Origin of the sequence: Corynebacterium sp. AOP36-E1-14 (genome assembly GCF_052377495.1) — a bacterium.
Taxonomy (GTDB): domain Bacteria; phylum Actinomycetota; class Actinomycetes; order Mycobacteriales; family Mycobacteriaceae; genus Corynebacterium.
In genome coordinates this window covers 51,948-78,235 of the sequence record NZ_JBQSWV010000003.1, presented here as the reverse complement: position 1 = coordinate 78,235, position 26,288 = coordinate 51,948, and the positions used below count along the sequence as shown (strand labels likewise).

The 26,288-nt window shown below is 70.2% G+C and carries 24 protein-coding genes; 5 read left to right on the top strand and 19 right to left on the bottom strand.

The genetic code is table 11. The features are described 5' to 3' along the window. Positions 1-31: 31 nt before the first annotated feature. On the bottom strand, positions 32-391 hold the full coding sequence (locus ACT3TD_RS02370) for a hypothetical protein (RefSeq protein ID WP_301444014.1): 360 nt from the start codon (positions 389-391) through the stop codon (positions 32-34). A gap of 138 nt (positions 392-529) precedes the next feature. Here ACT3TD_RS02370 and ACT3TD_RS02365 point away from each other — a divergent pair, with 138 nt between their 5' ends. Both ACT3TD_RS02365 and ACT3TD_RS02360 read left to right on the top strand, forming a co-directional pair. Further along, positions 530-901 (top strand): RNA polymerase-binding protein RbpA, encoded by a 372-nt coding sequence (locus ACT3TD_RS02365; RefSeq protein ID WP_301444015.1) that lies wholly within the window; start codon positions 530-532, stop codon positions 899-901. A gap of 142 nt (positions 902-1,043) precedes the next feature. Then, the gene (locus tag ACT3TD_RS02360; RefSeq protein WP_441579187.1) at positions 1,044-2,507 is read left to right on the top strand and encodes an HNH endonuclease signature motif containing protein; all 1,464 of its coding nucleotides are present in this window, start codon (positions 1,044-1,046) and stop codon (positions 2,505-2,507) included. 4 nt (positions 2,508-2,511) lie between these two features. Here ACT3TD_RS02360 and ACT3TD_RS02355 read toward each other — a convergent pair whose 3' ends face one another. The 18 genes from ACT3TD_RS02355 to ACT3TD_RS02270 form a co-directional block, all read right to left on the bottom strand. Further along, the gene (locus tag ACT3TD_RS02355) at positions 2,512-3,324 is read right to left on the bottom strand and encodes a polyprenol monophosphomannose synthase (RefSeq protein ID WP_301442330.1); all 813 of its coding nucleotides are present in this window, start codon (positions 3,322-3,324) and stop codon (positions 2,512-2,514) included. An 8-nt stretch (positions 3,325-3,332) separates the two neighbouring features. Further along, positions 3,333-4,931: an apolipoprotein N-acyltransferase gene (gene lnt / locus ACT3TD_RS02350; RefSeq protein WP_441579188.1), complete on the bottom strand. Its 1,599-nt coding sequence runs from the start codon at positions 4,929-4,931 to the stop codon at positions 3,333-3,335. Beyond that, positions 4,928-5,416, bottom strand: coding sequence for an FxsA family protein (locus ACT3TD_RS02345; protein WP_301442332.1), 489 nt, complete (start codon positions 5,414-5,416; stop codon positions 4,928-4,930). The genes lnt and ACT3TD_RS02345 overlap by 4 nt, the downstream gene beginning before the upstream one ends. Positions 5,417-5,425: 9 nt before the next feature. Beyond that, positions 5,426-6,175: an SDR family NAD(P)-dependent oxidoreductase gene (locus ACT3TD_RS02340; protein WP_301442333.1), complete on the bottom strand. Its 750-nt coding sequence runs from the start codon at positions 6,173-6,175 to the stop codon at positions 5,426-5,428. Next, positions 6,172-7,275, bottom strand: a complete 1,104-nt coding sequence (locus ACT3TD_RS02335; RefSeq protein WP_301442334.1) for a M24 family metallopeptidase — start codon at positions 7,273-7,275, stop codon at positions 6,172-6,174. Before ACT3TD_RS02335 ends, ACT3TD_RS02340 begins: the two co-directional genes overlap by 4 nt. A gap of 3 nt (positions 7,276-7,278) precedes the next feature. Beyond that, a complete protein-coding gene (locus ACT3TD_RS02330; RefSeq protein ID WP_301442335.1) occupies positions 7,279-8,142 on the bottom strand; it encodes a cutinase family protein in 864 nt (287 codons plus the stop codon). A gap of 82 nt (positions 8,143-8,224) precedes the next feature. Then, positions 8,225-10,912, bottom strand: coding sequence for a DEAD/DEAH box helicase (locus ACT3TD_RS02325; protein WP_441579190.1), 2,688 nt, complete (start codon positions 10,910-10,912; stop codon positions 8,225-8,227). 40 nt (positions 10,913-10,952) lie between these two features. Further along, on the bottom strand, positions 10,953-11,903 hold the full coding sequence (gene tatC / locus ACT3TD_RS02320) for a twin-arginine translocase subunit TatC (RefSeq protein WP_301442346.1): 951 nt from the start codon (positions 11,901-11,903) through the stop codon (positions 10,953-10,955). Positions 11,904-11,985: 82 nt separating this feature from the next. Next, positions 11,986-12,255, bottom strand: coding sequence for a Sec-independent protein translocase subunit TatA (tatA, locus tag ACT3TD_RS02315; RefSeq protein ID WP_301442336.1), 270 nt, complete (start codon positions 12,253-12,255; stop codon positions 11,986-11,988). A 22-nt stretch (positions 12,256-12,277) separates the two neighbouring features. Beyond that, complete coding sequence (gene tatA, locus ACT3TD_RS02310; protein ID WP_301442337.1) at positions 12,278-12,535, bottom strand: Sec-independent protein translocase subunit TatA; 258 nt, start codon at positions 12,533-12,535, stop codon at positions 12,278-12,280. A 42-nt stretch (positions 12,536-12,577) separates the two neighbouring features. Beyond that, complete coding sequence (locus ACT3TD_RS02305) at positions 12,578-13,645, bottom strand: WYL domain-containing protein (RefSeq protein ID WP_301442338.1); 1,068 nt, start codon at positions 13,643-13,645, stop codon at positions 12,578-12,580. Then, on the bottom strand, positions 13,642-14,640 hold the full coding sequence (locus ACT3TD_RS02300) for a helix-turn-helix transcriptional regulator (RefSeq protein WP_301442339.1): 999 nt from the start codon (positions 14,638-14,640) through the stop codon (positions 13,642-13,644). The genes ACT3TD_RS02305 and ACT3TD_RS02300 overlap by 4 nt, the downstream gene beginning before the upstream one ends. Next, the gene (gene pafA, locus ACT3TD_RS02295) at positions 14,637-16,052 is read right to left on the bottom strand and encodes a Pup--protein ligase (protein ID WP_301442340.1); all 1,416 of its coding nucleotides are present in this window, start codon (positions 16,050-16,052) and stop codon (positions 14,637-14,639) included. The genes ACT3TD_RS02300 and pafA overlap by 4 nt, the downstream gene beginning before the upstream one ends. Positions 16,053-16,108: 56 nt before the next feature. Beyond that, complete coding sequence (locus tag ACT3TD_RS02290) at positions 16,109-16,330, bottom strand: ubiquitin-like protein Pup (RefSeq protein ID WP_301442341.1); 222 nt, start codon at positions 16,328-16,330, stop codon at positions 16,109-16,111. A gap of 96 nt (positions 16,331-16,426) precedes the next feature. Continuing rightward, on the bottom strand, positions 16,427-17,965 hold the full coding sequence (gene dop / locus ACT3TD_RS02285; RefSeq protein WP_301442342.1) for a depupylase/deamidase Dop: 1,539 nt from the start codon (positions 17,963-17,965) through the stop codon (positions 16,427-16,429). Then, entirely contained in the window at positions 17,962-19,632 is a 1,671-nt protein-coding gene (gene arc / locus ACT3TD_RS02280) for a proteasome ATPase (protein WP_441582036.1), read from the bottom strand. Before arc ends, dop begins: the two co-directional genes overlap by 4 nt. Before the next feature lie 65 nt (positions 19,633-19,697). After that, the gene (locus ACT3TD_RS02275) at positions 19,698-20,534 is read right to left on the bottom strand and encodes a tRNA (adenine-N1)-methyltransferase (protein ID WP_301444181.1); all 837 of its coding nucleotides are present in this window, start codon (positions 20,532-20,534) and stop codon (positions 19,698-19,700) included. 67 nt (positions 20,535-20,601) lie between these two features. Continuing rightward, on the bottom strand, positions 20,602-22,599 hold the full coding sequence (locus ACT3TD_RS02270; protein WP_441588277.1) for a thioredoxin domain-containing protein: 1,998 nt from the start codon (positions 22,597-22,599) through the stop codon (positions 20,602-20,604). A gap of 76 nt (positions 22,600-22,675) precedes the next feature. On the opposite strand from ACT3TD_RS02270, the gene ACT3TD_RS02265 reads away from it, so the two are divergent. Genes ACT3TD_RS02265 through ACT3TD_RS02255 form a run of 3 tightly spaced genes read left to right on the top strand, consistent with a single transcriptional unit; the run spans position 22,676 to position 26,270 of the window. Beyond that, on the top strand, positions 22,676-24,064 hold the full coding sequence (locus ACT3TD_RS02265) for an FAD-binding oxidoreductase (protein WP_301443920.1): 1,389 nt from the start codon (positions 22,676-22,678) through the stop codon (positions 24,062-24,064). Then, on the top strand, positions 24,061-25,467 hold the full coding sequence (locus ACT3TD_RS02260) for an FAD-binding oxidoreductase (protein WP_301443919.1): 1,407 nt from the start codon (positions 24,061-24,063) through the stop codon (positions 25,465-25,467). Before ACT3TD_RS02265 ends, ACT3TD_RS02260 begins: the two co-directional genes overlap by 4 nt. Next, positions 25,464-26,270 (top strand): RecB family exonuclease, encoded by an 807-nt coding sequence (locus ACT3TD_RS02255; protein ID WP_301443918.1) that lies wholly within the window; start codon positions 25,464-25,466, stop codon positions 26,268-26,270. Before ACT3TD_RS02260 ends, ACT3TD_RS02255 begins: the two co-directional genes overlap by 4 nt. The last annotated feature ends 18 nt before the right edge of the window (positions 26,271-26,288 follow it).

The following is a 26,288-nucleotide window of genomic DNA, read 5'->3' as shown; positions in this document are numbered from 1 at the left end:
GACCATGCTAGTCGTCACCGGGGGTGAACCCCTATTCGCTTCTCCCCCGCACTCCCTCGGCGGCGCGGGCCAGTTCGACAAGTTCCTGGCACAGTGCGGCAATGCTGTCGGACGGCTCCCCGTCGGTGACCGCCTCACGGATGTCCTCGGCGGCGCACCGGACCTCGAAGAGACGGTCGGTGAGTTCGTCGGCGGCGGCGCGCGGAAGGATGACGGAGTCGGCCGGGATCGCCGTGTCCTTGAGCGACTGGCGTTGTTCGTAGGCGCGCTGCCTGCAGGACTGGCTGCAGTAGCGGCGGCGTCGGCCGGGGCCCTCCTGGGCGATCTCCCGGCTGCACCACTCACACCGGTGCGGTGCGGACCGGTGCTGGATGGTCAGGTCGTCGGTCATGTCGTCCATCATTGCACTTCTGGGGTAGGGTTGTGTGGTTGAGCTTTGTGGTGTCGCCCGGGAATTATTCGGGCGCCTCGTCCGTTGTACGGGAGGAATAATCCACCACGTCCGCATGATGAGAAGGGTGATGCACCGATGGCAGATCGTGTACTGCGCGGCAGTCGTATGGGAGCGGTGTCCTACGAGACCGACCGGGACCACGACCTGGCTCCGCGCCAGATGACCAAGTACCAGACCGACTCCGGTGAGATCTTCGAGGTCGCCTTCGCCAACGACGCGGAGATCCCCAGCGAGTGGATGTGCAAGAACGGTCAGCTCGGCCAGCTCATCGAGGGTATCGGCCAGGACGCCAAGCCGCAGAAGCCGGCCCGTACGCACTGGGACATGCTGCGCGAGCGTCGCTCCCTGGAGGAGCTGGACGTGCTGCTCGACGAGCGCATCGAGCTGCTGCGCAAGCGTCGCCGTACGGCGATGAAGCTGATGAAGGAGCAGGCCGCGAACTCCTGAGGTCGCTGACCGTCCGCCGGTGCCCGTCGCCGGTGGGCGGTTTTTTCATGCCTCGGCATCTTCCTTCATGATATCGAATGTATGTTCGCTGGGAACGTCCTTGCGCATTTCCATGTCCGTGCCACTTGATACCGTGTTCGACATGGCTGACACCACGGCTCCACCACCACCGACACCACCGTACCTAGGCCCGACGCCACCCGGCCGGCTCCCCTCTACGGCGGACTTCGCCCCGGTCCGTCGGGTCGCCATCGACGGGAGGGACTTCCCCGCCCTCGGTCCCGGCGGCAAGTTCTGGTCCGTCGAGACCTCCCACGATCCGGCGAGCGTGGCGGTGCGCACCATCAACCGGGGGATGATCGAGCTCGCTGTCCTGTGCACTCCCCTGCCTGGCTCGGACGTCACCGCGCACCATTCCCGGGTGCAGGCACGCCTCGGGGTCACGCACACCCGTGCCGAGACCTACACCGACATCGGCCTGCTGTGCCAGCGCATGCCGCGGCTACGTGAGCGACTCGAGCGGGGATTCCTGAGCTTCGACCACCTGCGGCTCCTCGCCCGCAGCGCCGACGGCATCCGGCACGAGGACACCGCCGCCGCGCAGGACGCACTGCTCGAGGTCTTCTCTCCCCGCCGCCACGGCCAGCTCGTCCCCGGTCCCCGGGCTATGGTGAAGAAGATCCTCAAGGCACTCCACGAGGTCGACGCGCTCGCCCGCCCGATCGACCCCACCGACCCCGAGGATCCCAAACGAGGGAGTATGGGCATGATCGACGACGCGCTGAACCACTCTGCCGTCGAGGCCCCGGCCGGGGTGGACGCCAGCGACTGCGGCACCATGACCCGCAGGGTCAGCGTCGACACCTACGACCCCTGCGCGACGGTCATCACCGCCACCCTGCCTCCCGAGGAGGCGGAGGAGTTCATGGCCGTCCTGGACGCCGTGTGCCGCAAGATGGACTGCTCCCGGGCCGCCGGGCTCATGCACCTCTCCCGCGGCACCGCCGACGTCACGGTCACGCTCAACGTGTACCGCGAGATCAACAGCCCCATCGCCGCCACCGCCGGCGGACACTGGCTCGACGCGATGGCCACCGCGACCTTCATGGACCGGGTGACCCACCTCAGGATCCCCGGCCACGAGGCCACGGAGTCCTACGTCCCCACCCGGCGCATGGTCGAGTTCGTCACCGGGGTGCACACCTGCTGCACCTACCCGGGCTGCGAGGTGACCGCCGCCCGCTGCGACATCGACCACGTGCACCGCTTCGACCATAAAAGCGCCGAACAGGGCGGCCCCACCGACACCCGTAACCTCCACCCCCTGTGCCGGGCGCACCACCTGCTCAAGACGATGGGCTGGGTCGACGTCACCAAGGGCCGCGACGGCGCGCTGCTGTGGTCCAGCGTGGATGACGGGCACGTCCACGTCGTCGAACCGTCCGGCCCCCTGGCGGCGTTCGCCCGGACGTCCTTCGCTGAACGTGCCTCCCGCAGGTTCACCACCGTGCGGGAACACAATGAACGCCGTATCGCCGAACTCGCCGAGGTGAAGGCCGCCCTCGAGGCGGCCCGGGCCGAAGCGACCGAGGAGGTGCCGTTCTAGCTGTTCAGCGCCCCAGTTTCTGGGACACCGACTCCCGGCCCAACCGCAGGAAGGCTGAACCCAACTTCGCGGCCTGGGACGCACGGTGGCGCAGACCCCACATCGTCACCGCCAGCAGACTGTCCTTCACGAAACTGCCGGCCAACTTCGACTCCCCGATCTCCCTCTCGGTGAAGGTGATCGGCACCTCGTCGACGGCGAAACCGCCCTCGACCGCACGGAAAGCGAGGTCCACCTGGAAGATGTAGCCCGCGTTCGACAGTTCGTCGAGGTCCAGCGACTCCACCAGCGCGCGCCGGTACGCACGGTAGCCGGCGGTCATGTCGGAGAGCCCGCAGCCCAGCGCGACGGAGATGTAGATGTTCCCGGCCTTCGACAGGAACCACCGGTTCCACGGCCAGTTCACCACCTTGCCGCCGGGCACGTACCGCGACCCGATCACCAGGTCCGAGCCCTTATCGACCTGCGTCAGCAGACGGTCGAGCTGCTCGGGGGCGTGAGAGCCGTCGGCGTCCATCTCGCACAGCACCTGGTAGTCACGTTCCAGGCCCCACCGGAAACCCGCCACGTAGGCTCCGCACAGCCCGCCCTTGCCCTCACGGTGCAGGACGTTGACGTGCGCATCGGACGCGGCGAGCTCGTCGGCGAGCTCACCGGTGCCGTCCGGGCTGTTGTCGTCGACGATGAGCACGTCGACGCGGTCAGGCTCGGCCGCACGGAGCCGTCCCACGATCAGCGGAAGGTTCTCCAGCTCCTCGTAGGTCGGGATGATGACCAGGGTGCGGTCACTGGGGTGCGTCGAATGTCCCGTAGCCAAACCTGTGCCTACCTCTTCTTCTGGTTCTTCTGGTTCTTCTGGGTCTTGTGGTACTTCTGCGTCTTGTTCTTCTGGCGGAATCCCGCGTAGAGCACGACGCCCGCGCCGGCGAGGGCGATGAGCCACTCCCCGAACGGGCCGATCCGTGCCGACAACGTCTCAGTATCCCGCACGGGTACGTCCTCCCGCAAAAGCCCCGCACGGAAGATCTCCGTCCGGTCCGTCACGGACCCGTCCGGGTCCACGATCGCCGAGACGCCCGAGGTCGCCGCCACGATGACCGAGCGGTCATACTCGATCGCGCGCATCCGGTTGATGGCCAACTGCTGGAAGGTCATGTCGGTGAACCCGAAGGTGGCGTTGTTGGTAGGGCTGGCGAACAACGTGGCCCCGGCGCGCACGGCGTCGCGGTACGCACCGTCGAAGCTCGCCTCGTAGCAGGTGGCCACGCCGACGGGGACGTCGTCCATCTCCACCACGCCGTCGCCGTCGCCGGCCTTGAAGTCGCCGGCCATGTCCACGTACGGGCTCACGTGACGCAGCAGGTCGCGGTAGGGCATGTACTCGCCGAAGGGCTGCAGGAACTTCTTGACGTGCTGGTCACCCGCTCCGGTCTCCGGGTCCCAGACCACCGCGGTGTTCCGGGCGCCTTCCTCGTCGCGGGTGATGGTCCCCACCAGTAGCGGGGCGCCGACGGCCCGGGCGGCGGCGGTGATCTCGTCGGCGACGGCCGGGTCGGTGAACGGGTTGATGTCCGAGGCGTTCTCCGGCCAGATCACCAGGTCGGGCCGCGGGCGCTCGCCAGCGTCGATCTCCTCGGCGAGCCGGTGGGTCTGGGTGAGGTGGTTGTTCAGCACGGCGCTGCGCTGCGAGTTGAAGTCCAGGCCGAGACGCGGGACGTTGCCCTGGACGGCGACGACGTTCAACGTCTCGTCGTCCCCGCCGACGGTTCCACCCCAGGACGTCGGGATGAGCGAGAGCACCAGCCCGCCGCCGAGGGTGACCGCCAGCGTCGAGGCGACGGTGACGTAGCGGCGCTGCAGCAGCATCGCCAGCGCCAGCCCGGAGACGACCACCGCGTAGGTCACCAGTGCGGGCCCGGCGACGGAGACCCACTGCGCCAGCGGGCCGGTGATCTGGCCCCAGGCGACACGTCCCCAGCCGAACCCGCCGAAGGGCCAGGTGGAGCGCAGCCACTCGGTGGCCACGAACCAGGCAGGCACCCCGAGCAGCACCAGCAGGGTGAGACCTCTACCCCGCTGCCGTCCCCTCACAGCCACGCAGATGAGCCCCAGTCCGAGGCCGAACAGCAGACTGTACAGCGACTCCAGCAGGGCCAGGCCGATCCAGGCGATCGCCCCGACGTACTCCCCCACCCACGGCAGCAGGAAGAGGTAGCAGACCAGGCCCTGGACCCAGCCGAGCCACATCGCCCAGCGGCGAATGTGGCGGGCGTCGGCGGCGGACTCGACCGCCCGGTGCACTGCGTAGAAGAAGAGGGCGAAGCCCAACGGGGCGGCCCACCACAGTCCGGTGGGCTGGTAGGAGGCGAACTGCGCCACCCCGGCGGCCGCGGCGGCGGCCGTCAGCAGGAGGAACCGGATCACGCCCGGTCGTCCCCGTCACGCTTGTCGTCACCGTCGAACTCGTCGGCGCGGTGGTCGATGACCTCGCCCCACCCGTCCACGTCGCGGGTCTGCGGCATGCTGACCCCGGAGACGGCGGTGAACGACGCACCGCCGAACTCGGTGATCTTGCTGCGCAGCGCCCCGCCGAGGCCGCGGCGCACCAGTGAGCGCGTCGGCGGCAGCAGCAGGACGATGCCGAACACGGCGGTGACCAGGCCGGGCAGGGCGACGAGTACGGCACCGACGGCGCTGAGCGCGGCGTCGGCGGTGAGGCGTCCGGGGTGGCTGGCGTCCGTCATCGAGCGGCGGACGAGTTCACGGAACTGCCATCCGGCGAGCAGCATGCCGCCGATGAACGTCGCGAGCACGAGCAGGATCGTCCACCCGAAACCGATCCAGGTCCCCAACAGGAAAAACACGAGGATCTCGACGACGATGTAGAGCAGCGGAAGCAGTCGTGGCATACCCCCACCCTACCGTGGGGCCCGACGCCACACGGCGCGCGGCACCAGCGGCATGATCCGCGCCAGCACGGCGAGCCGGCGCGGCACCCATACGTCGGTGCGGTGGGACGCCAGGGCGTCCACCGTCGCCTCGGCGACGACGTCGGGTGTGGTCGACATCGGTGCGGGGTCCATGCCCTCGGTCATGCGTCCGATGACGAAGCCGGGACGCACCACGGTCAGCCGCACGCCGCTGCCGCGCAGGGCGTCCTGCATGCCCTGGCAGAAGCCGTCGAGCCCGGCCTTGGCCGAGCCGTAGACGTAGTTGGGGCGGCGGACGCGGGCGCCGGCGATGGACGAGAAGGCGACCAGGTCGCCGTGACCGCGTCGACGCATGCGGGCGGAGAGTTCGGTGAGCAGCACGGCCTGGGCGGTGAAGTCGGTGTGCAGCACACGCTCGACCTCCGCACCGTCGGATTCGGCGAGGTCCTGGTCACCGAGGACGCCGAAGGCGGCGACGGCGGTGTCGATGGCGCCGGACGCCTCGACGTCGTCGATGACCGACGCCTGTGCCGCACAGTCGGTGGCGTCGAAGAAGACGGTGTCGACCCCGACGGCGCCGGCGTCCCGGCACGCCGCGGCGAGCTCGCCGAGGGCCTCGGGACGCCGGGCGGCGAGCACCACGTGGTTGCCCGCGGCGAGGCGCAGGACGATCTCGGCACCGATCTCACTGGTGGCGCCGAACAGGGCGATGCGTTTCGGTGCGTGCGCTGTACTCATGCCGGCACCTCCACGGCGACGAGGTCGTGGGTGGTGGTGTTGAGCGGCTCGCAGCCGTCTGCGGTGAGCACCACGATGTCCTCGATCCGGGCGCCCCACTGCCCGGGCACGTAGATCCCCGGCTCGACGGAGAATGCCATGCCCTCGGTCAGCACCGTGTCGTTGCCGGCGATGATGAAGGGCTCCTCGTGACCGGAGACGCCGATGCCGTGGCCGGTGCGGTGGGTGAAGAACTCCCCGTAGCCGGCGGCGTCGACGACGTCGCGCACCACGGCGTCCAGCCCGGTGGCGGTGACCCCGGGACGCGCGGCGGCGAGGCCGGCCTCCTGCGCGGTACGCAGGACGCGGTAGGCGTCCTGCTGCGCTTCGGACGCCTCACCCAGGACGTAGGTGCGGGTGCAGTCGGAGTGGTAGCCGGAGTCGAGCGTGCCGCCGATGTCGACGACGACCACGTCGCCGTCGGCGAGGACGCGCCCGGAGAAACTGTGGTGCGGGTCGGCACCGTGCGGGCCCGAGCCGACGATGACGAAGTCCACGGAGACGTGCTCCTCCAGGATCAGGGCGGTGAGATCCCCGGCCACCTCGCTCTCGGTGCGGCCCGCACGCAGCAGGGACGGGACGCGGCGGTGAACCGCGTCGATCGCCGCACCCGCGCGGGCGAGCTCGGCGGTCTCGGCCGGGTCCTTGACCATGAACACCTCGCGCAGCACGGCGGTGGCGTTCACCGTCGCCACTCCCCTGGCCTGCAAGTTCAGCAGATGGTCGGCGGTCATGGTCGCAGAGACCGCGACTGTGGCGTCGGTGGGGATGCCGAGCAGGGAGAGCGGGTCCTCGCCGTCGTTCCACGCCACGACCTCGACGCCGGCCTCCCCGGCCACCCCGTCGCGCAGGTCGGCGGCGTCGACACCGGGTACCACGATGCGACGTGCCGTGGGGGTGACGACGAGTGCGGCGAAACGCTCATGGGTCTCGAGGTCGCTGTCGAGCAGGAATCGCAGGTCAGGGCCCGGTGTCAGGACGGCGGCCGCGAGTTCCTGCTCGGCGAGCAGGCGGGCGACGGCGTCGAGACGGGCCGTGTAGGTGGAGACGGGAAAGCTCATGGATCACACTGTACGGGGCCGGACGGACGTGGCGGGCGTCCGGCGGCCGTGGATCCTGCCGTCGTGGATCTCTTCGTCGTGGATCCTGCGCAGCCAGTCGGCCATGTTGTCGACGAAGGTGGCGTCGGTGCCCGGTTCGCGACGTGTGGCGTAGCTGGTGTGTTCCTCGCCGAGGTAACCGGTGAGCAGCCGGCGGGCCTCGGCGAAGCGGGCGCGCTCCCCGGTCAGGTCACGGACGTCGACGTGGTAGGCGGCCCCACGACGCAGCCGTAGGGCACGCGACGCACGGTCACGCCAGGTCAACGGCGAGTCTCCCCCGAGGTCCGGCGTCCACTGCGCGAGCAGACGCAGCGGGCTGGGGTCCGGGCACAGGCAGATGCCGTCGTCCGGGGCGGCAGCCCACCGCGCCGGCACGTCCGGCACCGGCGATTCACCACGGATGCCGTAGCGCGTCGGGTCCCCGGTGGTCCCGCGGGGTTGCTCCGGGTCGGAGACGAAGCCGACGGCCATCACCCGGTCACGGTCCGCGGCGTCGAGGCGTTCCAGGGCACGGTGCACCACGACCGCCCCGCCGGAGTAGCCCAGCAGGATCACGGGAGGTCCCGGATCGGCTGGGTCTGCACAGTCTGTGGTGTCTGTGGTGGCGCGTACGAGTGCGACGAGGTCGTCGGCGCCGCGTTCCACGGCGTCGAGGAACGGCACGGTGCCCTCCAGGCGTTCCCCGGCGGGCCCGTACTGCGCCAGCCACGGGTTCTCCAGGCACGTCCAGGAGTCCGGGAGCCGGTCGGTGACCGCGCAGAGTGTGGGGCCGGGCACCGGTTCGCCGATACCCCGGCTACGGATGACGACGGGCTGAGAACGTGACATGGGCGTCGAGCGTAGTGGGCGATCCGCCGCAGCGGGTTGGGGTCCGCTGTGGTTGCGCTGGACGTGTCAGGCGCCGGGCGTGTCAGGCGCCGAGTTCCACCACGCCGCGCCTGATCGCCGGCACCGCCTTGCGGGCGGAGGCCTTCACAGAGTCGGAGTAGCCGGTGTGACGGATCTGCTCCAGCAGGTCGACCACCCGGTTGCACCAGCGCACGAAGTCACCGGCGCTCAACGTCGCCCCGGAGGCTTCCGCGGCGCGCAGACAGTAGTCCAGCGGGGCACCGGCGGCCCACTGGTGTACCGCCGTGGCGAAACCCAGGTCCGGGTCGCGGGTCAACGGCAGCCGGTGACGGGCCTCGTCGGAGACGAGCTCGCCGTGGATGCGGAACACCGCGCTGACCGCGTCGGCCAGCGCCTCGGTGGGCACACCGTCCTCGTGGCGTCCCTCGCTCTCGCGTCGGTTCTCGAAGACGCAGGTCGACACCACCGCGGCGAGTTCCGCCGGGTCGAGGTCGTCCCACACCCCACGGCGCAGGCACTGGGCGACCAGCAGGTCGGACTCGTGGTGCACCTGCGCCAGGCGGCGCCCCTCGGCGGTGATGCGCGTGCTCGTGCGGTCGGAGGACGGTGCCGCGGCGTCCTGCTCGATGAAGTCCAGCTCCCCGAGCAGGTCCAGGATGCGGTCGAAGGTCCGCGACAGCGACTCGGTCTCCGGGGCGGTGACCTCCAGTTCACGTTCCAGCGTGCGCCGGGCGGCGACGACCCGCTCGGCCGGACGCACCAGGTCCTCGCGTTCCTTGAGAAGGTGCACCGGGTGGACGTGCACCCGGTCGCGCAGTTCGGCGGCCTTGCGCGAACCGCCCTTCGCCTTCGGCTTGAGGACGCGCGGACGGTCGACCTTCTGCTTGCGCAGGTTCGACGCGACGGCGCGCGCATTGCGCTTCGGACTGCGCTGCACGCCCTTGTGCAGCGACATGTGCCCCAACGGCACCGGGACGTTGCCGAAGGTCTCGGCGGTGACCGGTCCGCACCAGCCATCCTCGGTGATGATCCACGGGCGGGGACGACGGTGGTCGGAGTCGCCGCGCGCCACCGCCGCGATCTGCGGGTGGCGTCCGGTCGGCAGGGCGATGATGTCGCCGACCGACAGGCTCGACAGCAGACGTGCGGTCTCTGCCTGGCGGTCGGTGGCGGAGTCCTTCTTCGCCCGACGCTCCTCCAGCGTGAGGTCCCGGCGCAGGCCGGCGTACTCGATGACGTCGTCGACGCCGACCTGCGTGCCCTTGAGCGAGGACAGGGCCTTGGACAGGTCACGTTCGAGACTGGAGAGGTCGCGGCGGCGACGGCTGGCACGCTCCGCCTGCTCGACCACCGTGGACGCCGCCTGGTACTGGGCGAACGAGCGGTCCAGCAGCCGGTGGGAGTCGGTGTAGCCCTTCGTGGAGATCAGGTTCACCGCCATGTTGTAGCCGGGGCGGAAGGTGGAGTCCAACGGGTAGGTGCGCGTCTGCGCCAGGTTCGCCACCGCGTACGGGTCGATCCCCTTGGACCACAGCACCAGGGCATTGCCCTCGGTGTCGATGCCACGACGCCCTGCACGCCCGGTGAGCTGGGTGTACTGCCCCGGGGTGAGGTCCACGTGGGCCTCACCGTTGAACTTGATCAACTTCTCGAGCACCACCGTGCGCGCCGGCATGTTGATGCCCAACGCCAGGGTCTCGGTGGCGAAGCAGACCTTGAGCAACCCGCGGGAGAACAGGTCCTCCACGATGTGCCGGAACGCCGGCAGCATCCCGGCGTGGTGGGCGCCGAAGCCGTTGCCCAACGCCCGACGCCACTGGCGGAAGCCCAGCACCCCGAGGTCCTCGGTGGCGATGCCCTCGACACCCTTGTCCACGGCGGCCAGGATCTCGTCGCGCTCGGCGTCGGTGGTCAGCCGCACCCGGTCGACGAGCAGCTGACGGACCGCCCCGTCGCAGCCCGCGCGGGAGAAGATGAAGTAGATCGCCGGCAGCATCGACGCCGCCCGCATCTGCGCGACGACGTCCGCACGCTTCGGGCCCTGGCGGCGTCCCGACTCCTCGGCACGGCTGCACGCGGCCACGACGGCGCGGTTGACGTCTGCGTCCCTGCCGTTCCTGCCGTCACCGTAGAGCGGCAGGATCTGCGAACCCACCATCATCGACTGGTGCAACGGCACCGGACGGTGCGTGGTGACCACCAGGTCCGTGCGTCCGCGGACGGTGGAGAGCCAGGCGCCGAACTCCTCGGCGTTGCTCACCGTCGCCGACAGGCTGACCAGGATCACCCGTGGGTCGAGGTTGAGGATGGTCTCCTCCCACACCGGCCCGCGCGACGGGTCGGCGAGGAAGTGCACCTCGTCCATGACCACGTGGGTCAGCGAGTCCAGCCGGTCGGAGTCGGCGTAGATCATGTTGCGCAGCACCTCGGTGGTCATCACGACCACCGGTGCGTCGCCGTTGATGCTCACGTCGCCGGTGAGCAGTCCGACCCGGTCCTCGCCGTAGCGGGCGACCAGGTCGTGGTACTTCTGGTTGCTCAGCGCCTTGATCGGGGTGGTGTAGAAGCACGTGCCCTCGCGGCGGATCGCCTCGTGCACGGCGAACTCCCCCACCACCGTCTTGCCGGCACCGGTGGGTGCGCAGACCAGGACGCCGCGTCCCTCGGCGACGGACGTGGCGGCGGTGAGCTGGAACTCGTCCAGCTGGAAGGGGTACGCGGCGGCGAAGGCGGCGACGGCTGCCGGCAGCTCTGTGCCGTCGGCGCTGGTCGCGTCAGAGGTGGTCGCGTCAGAGGAGGTCGTCGAGATTGTTCTGGTCCATCCTGGTGGTTGTCGAAGTGTGTGCAGTGGGATTCGCTGCGGGTTTTGTCGGGGTCGGAGCGGCGGTGGCGCGGGGTGTGGCCAGCGGGGCGGCGGGCGCGATCGAGGAGGCGGACTCGTCGTCGAGGTCCTCCGGCAGGCCGCCGAGACCGTCCACGCCGGCGTTCTTCGCGCGGCGCTTGTCGTTGAGCCGCGTGATCTGGATCGCGATCTCCATCATCAGGCACATCGACATCGACAGAATCAACATCGAGACCGGGTCGCCGCCGGGAGTGGCGATCGCGGCAAAGATGAACAGGCCGAGGATGATGTAGCGCCGCTTGTCCTTCAACGACTCGTACGACAGGATGCCGAGGACGTTGAGCATCACCATGATCAGCGGGAACTCGAAACTGATGCCGAAGACGAGCAGCAGCATCAGCAGGAAGTTGAAGTACCGGTCACCGGTCAGTGCGGCGACCTGGGTCTCCCCGCCCATCGTCACCAGGAACTCCAGCCCGAAGGACAGGACGAAGTACGCAAGGACCGCGCCGATGACGAACAGCAGGGTCGCCGCAGTGACGAAGATCCGGGTCCACTTCTTCTCGTTCTTCTTCAGGCCCGGGGTGATGAAACCCCAGAGCTGGCCGAGCCACACCGGGGCGGAGAGCACGAGCCCGGCGATGAAACCGATCTTCAGGCGCAGCATGAACATGTCGAACGGTGCCGTCGCTATCAGTGCGCACCGGTTGGTCTCGCTACCGAAACGCAGGTGGTCGGGCAGGTCGCAGTAGGGTTCCTTGAGAAGCTCACCGAGGCTCGGTGTGCCGAACACACCGTTGCCGTACCACATGTAGCCCAACACCGTGCCGACGGCAATCGCCGCCAGCGCCACGAGCACCCGTCGACGCAGTTCCTTGAGGTGCTCGACGAGAGACATCTCCGCCTCGGTCGGGCGGCGACGTTTCGACGAACCGCGTGTGCGGGGCACACGGATCCGCCGGGAGGCGTCCGGGGAACTGTCAGTCATTGGTCGTGGAGTCGGCCTTCAGATCCTTCGCATCCGTGGCCTTGACCTCGGAAGCGGCGATGTCGTTGGGGTGCGCGTTGTTCACGGTGTCGGCGGGGGTGACGGCGGACGGGGTGCCGTCCTTCTTCATCTCGTTCATCTCGGACTTGAAGATGCGCATGGAACGACCCAGCGATCGGGCCATCGTCGGCAGCTTCGCAGCGCCGAACAACAGGACGATCACCAGGACGATGATGAGCAGTTGCATGGGGCCGGGCATCATATGTGGTCTTCTCCTCGGCCGGTCAGGCCTGGTTCTTCTTGTCGTTTTCGGTGGTCGGGTTGACCGTCGGCTGGGCGACGTCGTTGACGGTGCCGGTCTCTATCGCCGAGGGCTGCTCGGCGGCAGGGGTGCCGTCCTTCTTCATCTCCGACATCTCGGACTTGAAGATGCGCATCGACCGGCCGGCGGACCGGGCCAGCGTGGGCAGTTTGGCCGCGCCGAAAAGCAACAGGACCACGAGCAGGATGATGAGGATTTCTGGTGCTCCAAGGCTACCCATGGGTACCGGCCTTTCCGTCGCATGAATCAGTCACCGGTAACACTACGCCAGAGTGCGGTAGGCATCCAGCGCAGCGCGGGCACGACGTGCCACACGGTGGGCGAGATCACGCTCACCGTCCTGCGGCACGGCGGCGCGGATCGTCGGCGCGTACGCCAGCAGGAAGCGCTCCAGCCAGTCGCCGGTGTCCGGGATCGCCGCGCGCAACGGTCCCGGCTCGTCGACCTGCCAGATCGGCAGGTACTCGAACATCCACGCCGCGTCGTCCTCCAGCTCGATCTCCGCCCAGCGTTGGCCGTCGCGGTCGAAACCGAAGGGGTCGGACGTGTCGATCACCCGCTCCAGCACCGCCGGCGCCTCGCGTTCGGTCACCGTGACCTGCGACATCCGTGAGACGTTGAAGCACCGCTGGTCGGTACCGTCTTCGCGCGCCCAGAGGTAGGCCTGGCCGTCGATGAACTCCAGCTGGTCCGGCACGAGCGTGCGGGTGCGCAGCGTGTCCGAGGACGTCGAACGGTAGGTCAGCTCCACCCACCGTCGCGAGGTCACGCCCTCGCGCAACGCCGGCAGGTTGCGGGCCAGGGCGGCCGACGTGGCGTCCTCTCCCCCGTCGCCGCGTCCGGCGTCCTGCGCGGTGAGGGCCGCCGCAGGGCGGGCCGGCGTGGTGAACTCGTCCGGGGTGAACCGGTCACGACGGTCGCGCAGGTCCTGCTGCAGGTCGCGGACCAGTGCGGCGGCGGACTCCACCGCCTCGCGTCCCGGGCCCGTGACCACGCTCGCCAGACGCTGCAGGCTCAGCAGCAGCGCGCCGGACTCGGCGGACGTCAACGCCGGGGCGTGGTCCATCCCCAGCGAACTGACCACGTGCGCGTGCATGCCGGAGGTCTGGAACTCCATCAGCGACCCCGGAAGGTACGGCGGAAGTCCGCAGGTCGACGCCTGGTTGAGCTCATGGCGCAGTTGCGGCACACTCACCCCGAACTGGGCGGCGGCGCTCATCAGGGAACCGTCCGGGTGCTGGCGCAGCCAGGCGGTCACGGCGAGTACGCGGCGCACCTGCCAGACGGTGAAGCCGGCGGTGCGTCGTCGTGGCACAGGTGATCCGGTCATGCCTGCTCCCCCGGTCGGCCGAAGGTCCGCACCGCGTCCTCCAGGTGGGTGATGATGTCGGCGACGACGTCCGGCGGGTCCACCACCAGGGCGTCGGTGGCGTAGGACGCCGCGGTGCGGATCAGCCACCGGCGGTCGACGGGGCCGACGGTGTACTCGCCGTGCCCGGCCGGGGTGGCGGCCGCGCGCAGCTCCTGGGCACCGTCCGTGAGGAAACGCACCCGCGCGGTCACCGTCGTCGACGAGGCACGCAGCCCCTCGCCCACCAGGTGGGCGACGGGACGGTCCGGGGCGTGGTGCCGGATCAGCGTGGCGGTCGCCTCGAGGTCGGCGATGCGCGACAGCCGGAAGGTCCGCTGCCCGTCACGGTCGTTGTCGTGGCCGGTGAGGTAGAGCCGGCCGTCGACGGCGGCGACCCCCCACGGGTCGAGGTGGCGGACCTGGGGGTCCTTCGTCAACGCCGGCCAGTAGTTGAACCGCAGGCTCAGGTTGCGGTCCAGGGCCACGTTGATCGCGCGGATGTCGGCGTCGGTGATGTCCACCGCGTCGGGCACGGCGGCGGAGAAACCGGGGCCACCCTCGACGTCGGACGCCGGTGCCACGGTGGAGAGCTTCTGCAGGGCGTGGCGCACCGGGTCGGCCAGTGACTCGTTCGGCACCCACTGCGCCGCCGGACGCAACGCCTGCCAGTGGGAGTCGCTGAGCTCCAGGTCGGGCAGGAAGCTCGTGGCGGGGTCGAGCTGGTACTGCAGTTCGGGGTCGCCGTCGGCGTCGGTGCCGGTGGACTCGACGACGCTGAGCCCCAGCTCGTCGACGAGGGCCCGGTCCCGGTCGAAGCGCTTGCGGACCGCATCCGTCTCGCCGGAGTACCAGTCGACGTGGGCGCGCAGCCACGCCAGGGAGCGGGGACGCTCCGACAGGGCGAACACGAGGTTGAGCAGGCGCGACGACGCTGCGTCCCAGTGCACCTCCGTCGGACGGTTGCGAGCGGTCACGGCCGGTCCTCGTGTGGTTCGGCGTGCAGGATGTCCAGCAGGTCGTCGAGCCCCTCGGCGGTGGGGTCGAAGGGGTCGGGCAGGACGATCTCGGCGCCGCCGTCGCCGTTGACCTTCAGCCGGGTCCAGTCCACGGTCGTCTGCCGGGCGCTGGCCTCGGCGGCGGCGAGGAAGCGGCCGCGGACCGCCGCGCGGGTGGTCTGCGGGGCGGTGTGCGCGGTGGCGGCGACCTCGTCCGGGTCGGTGAGGGTGGCGACCTGCCCGCGGCGGGCGAGCATGTGGAACAGGCCTCGCTGCGGGTCGATGTCGTGGTACGTCAGGTCGACCTGCGCCAGACGAGGGTCGGTGATGTCCAGGCCGCCACGCCCGGCGACACGGTCGAGCAGCTTCTTCTTGATCACCCAGTCGATCTCGGTGTCCACGCCGGAGAAGTCGCCGGACTCCGCGCAGTCGAGCACCCGGCCCCACAGGTCGACGACCGGCGCCAGCTGGGAGTTCGGGGTGCCGGTCCCCGAGGCGTCCTCCTGCCGGTCGGCCAGCCAGTCGACCGCGGCGGCGTGGAAGGCGCGCTGGATGCCCAGCGGCGTGGCCGTGCCACCGTTGCGCAGTTCCAGGGGCGTGGTGCCGGTGAAGTCGCGGGCGATCTCCCGGATCGAGCGGATCTCGTTGGACAGCTCGCAGTCCGGCAGGGCCACCCCCGCCTCGATCATCTCCAGCACCAGCAGCGTGGAACCCACCTTCAGCGCGGTGGTGGTCTCGGACATGTTCGAGTCGCCGACGATGATGTGCAGGCGGCGGAACCGGGAGGAGTCCGCGTGCGGCTCGTCGCGGGTGTTGATGATCGGACGCGACCGCGTCGTCGCCGAGGACACCCCCTCCCACACGTGGTCGGCACGCTGGGACAGGCAGTAACCCGGCCCGAAGTTCTCGTTCGGGGCGCCGGCGGTCGGCACGCTGATCTTGCCCGCCCCGCAGATCAGCTGGCGGGTCACCAGGAACGGCAGCAGCTGCGCCGACAGGCTCTTCAGGGGCATGCCCCGGCCCACCAGGTAGTTCTCGTGGCAGCCGTAGGAGTTGCCGACCGAGTCGGTGTTGTTCTTCAGCAGGTACACCTTGCCGCCGATGCCGCGCTCGTTGAGCGACGCCTCGCACCGCGACGCCAGGTCGTGGAAGATCAGCTCCCCGGCGCGGTCGTAGGTGACCAGCTGGTGCAGGGAGTCGCACTCGGCGGTGGCGAACTCCGGGTGCGCGCCGACGTCGAGGTAGACCCGCGAGGCGTTGGGCCAGTACACGTTGCTGCTGCGGTAGCGCTCCACCACCGGGGCGAACAGGTGCCGGGCGACCTCGTCCGGGCCGAGCCGACGGTGGCTGTCGAGCACACTGGTGATGCCGAACTCCGTCTCCAGGCCCATGATCCTACGGGTGAACACCTCACCGGAACCGGCAGAGGACGACGCGGCGGACGTGGCTACTGCCCGCCCTTCTGGACGTAGGACTTCACGAACTCCTCGGCGTTGGACTCCAGCAGCCCGTCGATCTCGTCGAGGAGGTCGTCGGTGCCGCTGACCCGCAGCTGCTCCTGGCCGGAGGCGGAGGGGTCGGTGGTGCCGGCGTCCTCGTCGGAGGGGCCACGGCCCCCGTGCACCTGGCCCTGGCTAGAGCCACCCGTCGAGCCTGATCCGGCTGCCATGTGGAACCACTTCCTTCACGAGTTTCCCGCCCGTCGGGCGGGAGATGGGTACGAGATGTTAGGTGATGTTCACCGCACGTTCTTGACGTCTACAGACTAGCAGTCGACCCCGGCGAGGGAGCCGGGAATGACCTCGCCGAGCACGCGGACGAGCCCGGCGGCGTCGGTGACGTCGGCCAGCGCCTCGCGCAGCTGGGCGGCCGAACCGTCCAACGGGTCGGAGAGCAGCACGCGCGTAGTCGACGACGCACCGTAGGGCGTGTCGAGGACGAGCGTGTCCCAGTTGGCGGCGAGCAGTTCATCGGCGAAGTGTCCGGCGACCTCTCCGCGCAACCAGGCGCGTGTGTCGCACGGGGCGTGCGCCGCGGCGGCGGCGACGTCCTCGGCCGGGACCAGGGTGCGCATGCGCCCCTTGCGCACCAGCGCGTTGTACAGGCCCTTGGCCGGGTCGATGTCGTGGTACTGGATGTCGACCACGGCCATCGTGGGGTGGTCCCACTCCAGCCCGCGGGCGCGGTAGCCGTTGAGCAGGGAGAGCTTCGCCGTCCAGTCCAGCCGGTCGGCGGTGCTCATCGGGTCGCGCTCCAGGTCGTCGAGGATCTCCCCCCACACCTGCAGGACGAGGTCGTCGCCGCGCTGCCGCCGCTCGGCGGGCACGGCCTCGGCCACCCGGCGTCGGATCTCGCGCTGCAGCTGCACCGCGGTGAGTTCCTTGTTGCCGTAGAGCCGCAGCCCGGTGGTGCAGTCCAGGTCGCGGGAGACCTGCTGCACCGCGGCGACCGGCTCGTGGAGGGCCAGGTCGGAGAAGTCCGCGCCGGCGCCGACCGCATCGAGCACCAGGGCGGTGGTGCCGAGTTTGAGGAAGGTGGCGTACTCCGAGAGGTTCGCATCCCCGATGATCACGTGCATCCGCGCCCACCGCTCCCCCACGTGCGACTCATCGCGGGTGTTGATGATGCCGCGGTTCAGCGTGGTCTCCAACGACACGGTGGTCTCGATGTAGTCGGCGCGCTGGCTGAGCTGGAAGCCCGGTGACTGACTCTCGGCACCGAGGCCGAGACGTCCGGCACCGGTGTAGACCTGGCGGGTCACGAAGTGCGGGATCAGGGCGGCCTGCACCGCGGCGGTGTCGTAGGAACGCGGGTAGAGGTAGTTCTCGTGGGCGCCGTAGGACGCCCCCTTGCCGTCCACGTTGTTCTTGTGGATCTTCAGCACCGGCTGGTCCTCCACCTCGCCGGCGGCCTGCGCGGCGGCGTGCATCACCAGCTCGCCGGCCTTGTCCCAGATCACCGCGTCCCACGCGTTGGTGGTCTCCGGGGAGGAGTACTCGGGGTGGGCGTGGTCGACGTAGAACCGCGCGCCGGAGGTGGTCACCACGTTGGCCGAGCCCAGGGCGTTCGGGTCGATCACCGGGGCGGTGCGGTAGCGGCGCAGGTCGAAGCCGCGCACGTCACGCAGCGGCGACTCGGCGGTGTAGTCCCAGCGGGTGCGCCTGTTCACACCCAGCCCGGTCGCCCCCGCGTAGGCGATGACGGCCTGCGTGGAGGTCTCGATGGGGCTGGCGTGCGGGTCGTCCGGGGCGATGATGCCGAACTCGGTCTCGGTGCCGATCAGGCGGCGGGGCTCCTCGGTCACCGTGCTGCTCCTGCCTCTGTGCGCTCTGCTCTATCCGCCATGGTGATCTCCACGACGCGTCGGGTGGAGTGCCCGGAGATCCGGGCCCACTCGGCGGGGTTGGTGGTGTCCGGCAGGTCGTCGTTGTCGCGGCACTCCTCGTCGACGGCCAGGTCGACGTGGGCCTCGGTGACACCGTCGCCCTCACCGCGCAGCACGTCCTTGATGGCGAGCTTCTTCACCCGGTCGACGATATTGGCCAGCATGGCACCGGAGGTGAAGTCGCGGAAGAACAGGTCGGAGCGGGAACCGTCGGCGTAGTGCAGGGTCAGGTACGGCCGCTCGTCGGAGTAGAGGTTGTCGATCACCCGGGCGCGCAGGTGCGCCGCGGCGGCCTCGGCCCCGCCGGTGGCGGCGGCCAGCCCCGCGGACATCGGCACCTCGGCGGTGAGGTACTTCTCCAGGATGTCGGCTGCGGCCGCACGGTCGGGACGCTCCACCCGGATCTTCACGTCCAGACGCCCCGGGCGCAGGATCGCCGGGTCGATGAGCTCCTCACGGTTGGACGCGCCGATCACGATCACGTTGCGCAGCCCCTCCACACCGTCGATCTCGGCGAGCAGCTGCGGGACCACCGTGGACTCCACGTCCGAGGACACCCCGGTGCCACGGGTGCGGAAGATGGCCTCCATCTCGTCGAAGAAGATGATCACCGGCTGGCCGGCGGAGGCGATCTTGCGGGCGCGCTCGAAGATCAGCCGGATCTGGCGTTCGGTCTCGCCGACGAACTTGTTCAGCAGCTCCGGGCCCTTGATGTTCAGGAAGTAGGACTTGGCGTCCGGGGTGCCGGCGTCGGTGGCGATCTTGCGCGACAGGGAGGACGCCACCGCCTTGGCGATCAACGTCTTGCCGCAGCCGGGCGGGCCGTAGAGCAGCACACCCTTCGGCGGCAGCAGCCCGTAGTCGCGGTAGAGCTCCGGGTGCAGGAAGGGCAGCTCCACGGCGTCGTGCAGCTGCTCGATCTGGCTCTCCAGGCCGCCGATGTCGGTGTAGGACACGTCCGGCACCTCCTCGAGCACCAGGTCCTCCACCTCGGCCCGGGAGATCACCTCGAAGGCGTACCCGGCGCGCCGGTCGACGACCACGCTGTCGCCGGGGCCGACCTGCTTGGCGGCCAGCTCGGAGGTCAGGGCACCGGCGCACTTCATCAACGTCTCCTCGCCGAGCTTGTCGGCGACGACGATGCGCCCGGAGTCGGCGACCTCGACCACCGTGGCGATGTCACCGGAGTCGGCGTAGCCGCAGACCTCCACGACCTGCTGGCCCTCCCCCAGGCGCACCAGGGATCCGGGGGTGAGCTCGCCCGGTGACACCCGCGGGCTGACGGGCAGGCGCATGCGGCGGCCGGCGGTGTGGACCTCGGCGGTCAGGGCGCCGTCGCCGGTCAGGGCGCCGTCGCCGGTCTCCAGCAGGATGCCGTAGGTGCTCGGCGGGTCGGCCAGCGCGTCCAGCCGGGAGTTGAGTTCGTCCAGCTTGTCGCGGCTGGACTTGAGCATCTCGGTGAGCTTGGCGTTGCGTGTGCCCAGGGTCCGGTTGGCCAGTTGCAGCTGGCGGTAGGACTCAGGTCCGGAGTCGACACGCGCGGTCGGTCCGTCATGGAGATTCTGGTCCGTGGAGTGCTGCGTCATAGGGCGCCACTCTACATGTTAAGGAAAGGTAGCCTATCCAGGAACGCTGAATTGGGGTGGTGGGGCTACTTGCGTGCCCGGCGCTGCGGCTTCGGCGCCACGGTGCCGTCGGCCAGGCGTCGGGCCCAGACCAGGAAGGCGGTGTGGGCGTTCATCCGGTGCTCCGGGCGGGTGGCCAGACCCTCGACCTTCCACTCGCGCACCAGGGACTCCCACGCCTTGGGCTCCGTGAAGCACTTGAGCTCGCGGATGCCCTCCATGACCTTCATCAGCTGCGGCACGGTGGCCACGTAGGTCATGAACACCCCGCCGGGGATCAGCAGGTCGCGCACGGTCTCCAGGCACTCCCAGGGGGCGAGCATGTCCAGGATGACCCGGTCGACCGGCCCGTCGGTGTCGGCGACGGTGACGTCCTTGAGGTCCCCGAGGCGAAGGTCCCAGTTCGCCGGGTGCTCCCCCATGTACTCGGTGACGTTGGCCTCGGCGTAGTCGAGGTGGTCCTCGCGGATCTCGTAGGAGATCAGCTGGCCGTCGGCGCCCACCGCGCGCAGCAGGGTCATCGACAGCGCACCGGAGCCGGCCCCGGCCTCCAGGACCTTCGCGCCGGGGAAGATGTCGCCCTCCACGAGGATCTGGGCGGCGTCCTTGGGGTAGATCACCGCGGCACCACGCGGCATGGACAGCACGTGGTCCACCAGCAGGTGCCGGAAGCACAGGTACTCGCCGCCGACGTGGGAGACCACCACGGTGCCCTCGTCGGAGCCGATGATGTCGTCGTGGCTGATCTCGCCCTTGTGGGTGAAGTAGCTGCCGCCGGTCTCCAGGGTGATGGTGTAGTGACGGCGCTTGGCGTCGGTCAGCTGGACCCGGTCGCCGGGCTGGAACGGGCCGGAGTAGGCCACGGGGTTCCCCTTTACGTTGGTGTGGCAGTGACCCGGACAGTGTAACGGGTCAACCGTGCCGCGCTACTCACAGCGCCTCGGGGAGCCCGCACACCCCCGCCCGGCACACCTGCGCCACCGCGGCGGTGCCGTCAGACTCGCCGCCAGGCACCCCGCCGACGAGGCGCGCACCGTGGGCGACGTCCAGCACCAGGCAGGACGTCCCCAGCCGGGTGCGCAGTGCGGCGACCTGCGTGCCGGACGCGCCGCGCACCGTGGCCTGCACCGGCCCGGCCAGGTGGCACTCCAGGGCGCACAACCAGCCGCCGGCCTGCGCGAGGTGGCCCTCGACGACCCCGCGGTGGGCGTCGAGGATGCGCCGGGCCTCCGCCGCCCAGCGCGAGCCCATGCTGCGCACGTCCGCGTCGTCCATCGCCGTCGCCAGCGCCCCGGCGAAGCTCAACGCCTCGGCCAGCACCGCCACCGCCGAGGGCGTGGCCCCGTCGTAGGGGTCGCGGGGACGCACCCCGGTGGACGCCACGGGCGTCGCCGCGTCGTACCAGGTGCCCGCACCGCGGTGGAAGGTCACCTGCAGGTGACGGATCAGTTCGGAGACCGACCCCGCCACGTCCATCCCCCGGTAGGTCGGCCCCTGGTGCTCCCAGAGCCGCACGAGCGCCAGCAGCAGCCACGCCCCGTCCTCCAACGTGCCCGGGGCGTGCGGGGTGCCGGCACACCGCAGGACGCCGCGAACGGTGCTGTCGCCGTCGCCCGTTCCGGTGTCCACGGCGTGGTGCCACAGCGCCAGGGTGGTGCGTGCCCCGGCCTCCGGATCACCGGCCTCGGTGAGCGCGACGGCGGCCATCGCGTTCCACGCGGTGACGACCTTGCCGTCCACCGCAGGACGCGGCCGCCCGGCGCGCGTCCGGTGCAACTCCTCGCGCACCTCCGGGTCCAGGGGCAGCCCCTCGCGCCGGGTGAGCACCACCCGCCCGTCCACGTCACCCTCACCGGTCAGCCCGACGGCCTCGAGTTCGCCGGGTGCCCAGGTGTACGTGTAGCCCTCCACGCGGGCGCCGTCGACGACGGTGTCGGCGTCTAGCCCGCTGGCGAGCAGGTCTGTTGCATCGGCAGGCAGGTCACGGCGAAGGAAGCCGCGGGTCAGCTCGCAGGCCTCGGCGGCCAGGGCGTCGTCGGGACGCCGCACCAGGTAGGCGGACAGGGCGCGCAGCAGCAGGGCGTTGTCGTAGAGGGTCTTCTCGAAGTGCGGCACCGTCCAGTCACCGTCCACGCAGTAACGGTGGAACCCGCCGTCCACCGCGTCGAAGAGGCCCCCGCGCAGCATCGCGGCGACGGTACGTCCCACGATGTCGAGCACCTCGGTGGCGGCGTCCGGCGATCCGGTGCGCTCGGCCCAGCGCACCAGGCCCAGCAGTGCGCCGGCCGGCGGGAACTTCGGCGCCCCGCCGAAGCCGCCGGTGGGGTGCTCGGCGGCGCGCATGCGCTGCACGATGCGGGTCGGCAGCTGCGTCGTGGCGTCCTGCGCGGCCCAGGAGGCGGTCGAGGACGCGTCACTCTCTTCCTCGCTGCCGCCGATCGCCTCGTTGAGCCGGGCGCTGATCTCGTCGACCCGGCCCCGCTCGGTCGTCCACGTGCGGGTGACCGCGTCGAGTACCTGGGAGAACGACGGGCGGCCCTGCCGCGGTTCCGGCGGGAAGTAGGTGTCGGCGAAGAACGGGCGTCCGTCCGGGTCGGTGAACACGGTCATGGGCCACCCGCCCTGGCCGCTGAGCGCCACCGTGGCCTGCATGTAGTAGGCGTCCACGTCCGGGTGCTGCTCGCGGTCGACCTTCACCGCCACCATCGTCTCGTTGATGGTCCGGGCGATCCGCGGGTCGCTGAAGGACTCCTCGGCCATCACGTGACACCAGTGGCAGGTGGCGTAGCCGACGGACACGAGCACCGGCACGTCGCGCTCCCGGGCCTCGGCGAAGGCCTGCTCACCCCAGGGTCGCCAGTGCACCGGGTTGTCGGCGTGGGCGAGGAGGTACGGGGACGTCGATCCGGAGAGTGCGTTGCTGTGCATGCACACCACGGTAACCGCGACGGCGGGCGAGCACCGACGGAACACCGGTGGAACACCGCCTACTACAGTGACGGGAATGAGCTTCCCCGACACCGCCGAACTCGCCGCCCAGCTGACCGGCTCCCTCAGCACGGACCCCGACGTGCTCGCCGCCTACTCCTCCGACGAGGCGCTGTACAGCCCGGTCGGCACACCGCTGGCCCTGGTGCGCGCGGTGGACGTCGACGACGTGGTCGCCACGATGCGCTTCGCCCACGCCCACGGCGTCCCCGTGGTGCCGCAGGGCGCACGCTCGGGGATCTCCGGGGCGGCCAACGCCGTCGACGGTGGCATCCTGCTCTCCCTGGCGTCGATGACCCACGTGCTGGAGGTTGACGAGGCGAACATGACCGTCACCGTGCAGCCCGGCATCATCAACAAGGACCTGAAGGACGCGCTGCGCCCGCGTGGGCTGGCGTACCCGCCGGATCCCGGCAGCTACGCGATGTGCTCCATCGGCGGCAATATCTCGACCAACGCCGGCGGCATGTGCTGCGTGAAGTACGGCGTGACCCGCGAGTACGTCCGTGAACTTACCGTGGTGCTCGCCGACGGGACGGTGACCCGCCTGGGACACCGCACCGTCAAGGGCGTGGCCGGTCTCGACCTCGCCAGCCTGTTCACCGGCTCCGAGGGAACCCTCGGGGTGATCGTGGAGGCCACTTTGAAGGTCGTGCCCCTGGGGGCGGACCCGCTGAGTGCGCTGGCCACCTTCCCCACCGTGCGCGCCGCCGCCGAGGCCGTCTCGGCCTACATGGCGACCGGTGCTGCGCCGTCGCTGCTGGAGATGATGGACGCCGCGACCATCGCCATGGTCAACGACCTCGGCGACTTCGGACTCGACGCCTCGGTCGGCGCGGTGCTGATCATGCAGTCGGACGCCACCACCGCCGCCGACGACACCGAGGCCTTCGCCGCCGTCGCCGGTGAGCACGGGGCGATCGACGTGGCCTTCGCCGACAACGCCGTGGACTCCGAACTCCTCGTCGCCGCCCGGCGCTCCGCCCAGCCCGCCTGGGAGCACTACGCCCGCGCCCACGGCGGCGGACAGCTCCTCGACGACGTCTGCGTGCCGCGCTCCCGCATGGCGGAGTTCTGTGACGGTATCGAGGACGTGCGCACCGCCACCGGCGCCCAGGTCACCGTGATCGGCCACGCCGGCGACGGCAACATGCACCCCTCGGTCTTCTTCGACACCTCCGACGAGGCCTCCGTGGCCGCCGCGCAGGACGCCTTCGACCGCATCATGGCCCTGGGCCTGGAACTCGGCGGCACCATCACCGGCGAGCACGGTGTCGGCAACCTGAAGAGCCACTGGCTCGCCACCGAACTCGACGAGGGCAGCCGACGCCTGCACCGCGACATCAAGGCCGCCGTGGACCCGACCGGGATCCTGAACCCCGGCAAGATGCTGGAGCACCTGTGACGGAAACTGCTACTGGTCTCGATACTGCTCTCGCCGAGCTGCGCGGCCGGCTCAGCGGCTCGCTGAGCACCGACGCCGACGTCCTGGCGTCCTACTCCACCGACCAGTCCGCGCACCGCGCCGACGGCGCGGCACGGGCCCTCGTGCGCGCCGGGTGCGTCGACGACGTGGTCGCCACGATGCGTTTCGCCCACGCCCACGGCGTCCCGGTGGTGCCGCAGGGTGCGCGCTCCGGGCTGTCCGGTGGTGCGTGCGCGGTGGACGGCTGCATCCTGCTGTCCGTGGCGTCCATGGACCGCGTGCTGGAGGTCGACGAGGCGAACATGACCGTCACCGTGGAACCCGGCATCATCAACAAGGACCTCAAGGACGCGCTGCGTCCCCGCGGTCTCGCCTACCCGCCGGACCCCGGGTCGGTGGCGATCTCCTCGGTCGGCGGCAACATCGCCACCAACGCCGGCGGCATGTGCTGCGTGAAGTACGGCGTGACCCGCCAGTACGTCCGTGAGATCTCCGTGGTGCTCGCCGACGGCACCCTCACCCGGCTGGGCCAGCGCACCGTCAAGGGCGTGGCGGGCCTGGACCTGGTGTCCCTGCTCACCGGGTCCGAGGGGACCCTCGGGGTGATCGTGGAGGCCACGCTGAAGGTCGTTCCCTTAGGGGCCGATCCGCTGAGCGCGCTGGCGACCTTCCCCAGCGTCGCCGCCGCGGTGCAGACCGTGGCCGCCTACATGGCGACCGGGGCGTCCCCGTCGATGCTGGAGATGATGGACGGCATGACCATCGGGCTGCTCGGCGAGGTCGGTGACTTCGGGTTGGACGCTTCCGTGGGCGCGGTGCTGCTCATGCAGTCCGACGCCACCACCGCCGCCGACGACACCCGCGCCTTCGCCGCCGTCGCCGAGGCCCACGGGGCCGTCGACGTCGCCTTCGCCGACAACCCGGTCGACTCCGACCTGCTCGTCGCCGCCCGGCGGGCGGTGCAGGTCGCCAATGAACGCTACGCCTCCACCCACGGCGGCGGGCAGATGATCGACGACGTGTGCGTCCCGCGCAGCCGCCTGGCGGACTTCTGCGCCGGGGTGGAGGCCATCCGTGACGACACCGGCACCACCGTGGGCCTGGTCGCCCACGCCGGCGACGGCAACGTCCACCCCTCGGTGTTCCACGACCTCGCCGACGAGACCTCCGTCGCCGCGGCGACCACCGCCTTCGACCGCATCATGGCCCTGGGCCTGGAACTCGGCGGCACGATCACCGGCGAGCACGGCGTCGGTGCGCTGAAGGCAGCCTGGCTGCCCACCGAGCTCGACGCCGGCAACCGCGCCCTGCACCGCGCGGTCAAGAGCGCCCTTGACCCGACCACGATCCTCAATCCCGGAAAGATGCTGGAACACCTGTGAGCCGCCGTCCCCTCGCCCTGTCCCCGTCGCGTGTCGGCGACTACCGCCAGTGCCCGCTGCTCTACCGGCTGCGGGCCATCGACCGACTGCCCGAACCGAGCACCGTCGCCCAGGTCAAGGGCACACTCGTGCACGCCGTGCTCGAGGACCTGCACGGCATGCCGCGCGAGGAACGCACCTACCCGGCGGCGGTGAAGATGCTCTCCCCGCACTGGACGGAGATGAAGGCCAAGGACCCGCAGCTCGACGAGCTCGTGCCCGAGGACACCACCATGGACTTCCTGGTGGAGGCCCGTTCCCTGGTCAAGGGGTACTTCCAGATGGAGAACCCGGGCGGTTTCGACGCCGAGTCCGTGGAGAAGTTCGTGGACACCACGCTGCCCAACGGGGTGCCTGTGCGCGGGTTCATCGACCGTGTCGACGTGGCACCCACCGGCCAGGTCCGGGTGGTCGACTACAAGACCGGCAAGAAGCCCATCCCCCGGTTCTCCGCGCAGGCGGTGTTCCAGATGCGTTTCTACGCCCTGGTGTGGTGGCGCCTGTTCGGCCACATCCCCGAGCAGCTGCGTCTGATGTACCTGAAGGTGCAGGACGACATGGTGCTCTCCCCCACCCCGGCGGAACTCAACTACGTGGAACGCGACCTCGGTGACATCTGGTCGAGTATCGGGGCCGACGCGCGTAGCGGGAACTTCGCGCCGAAGACCTCGAAGCTCTGCGGCTGGTGCTCCTTCAAGCCCATCTGCCCCGCCTTCGGCGGGACACCGCCGGAGTACCCCGGGGTGCCCGAGGAGTTCGCCTGAGGAGTTCGCCTGAGGAGT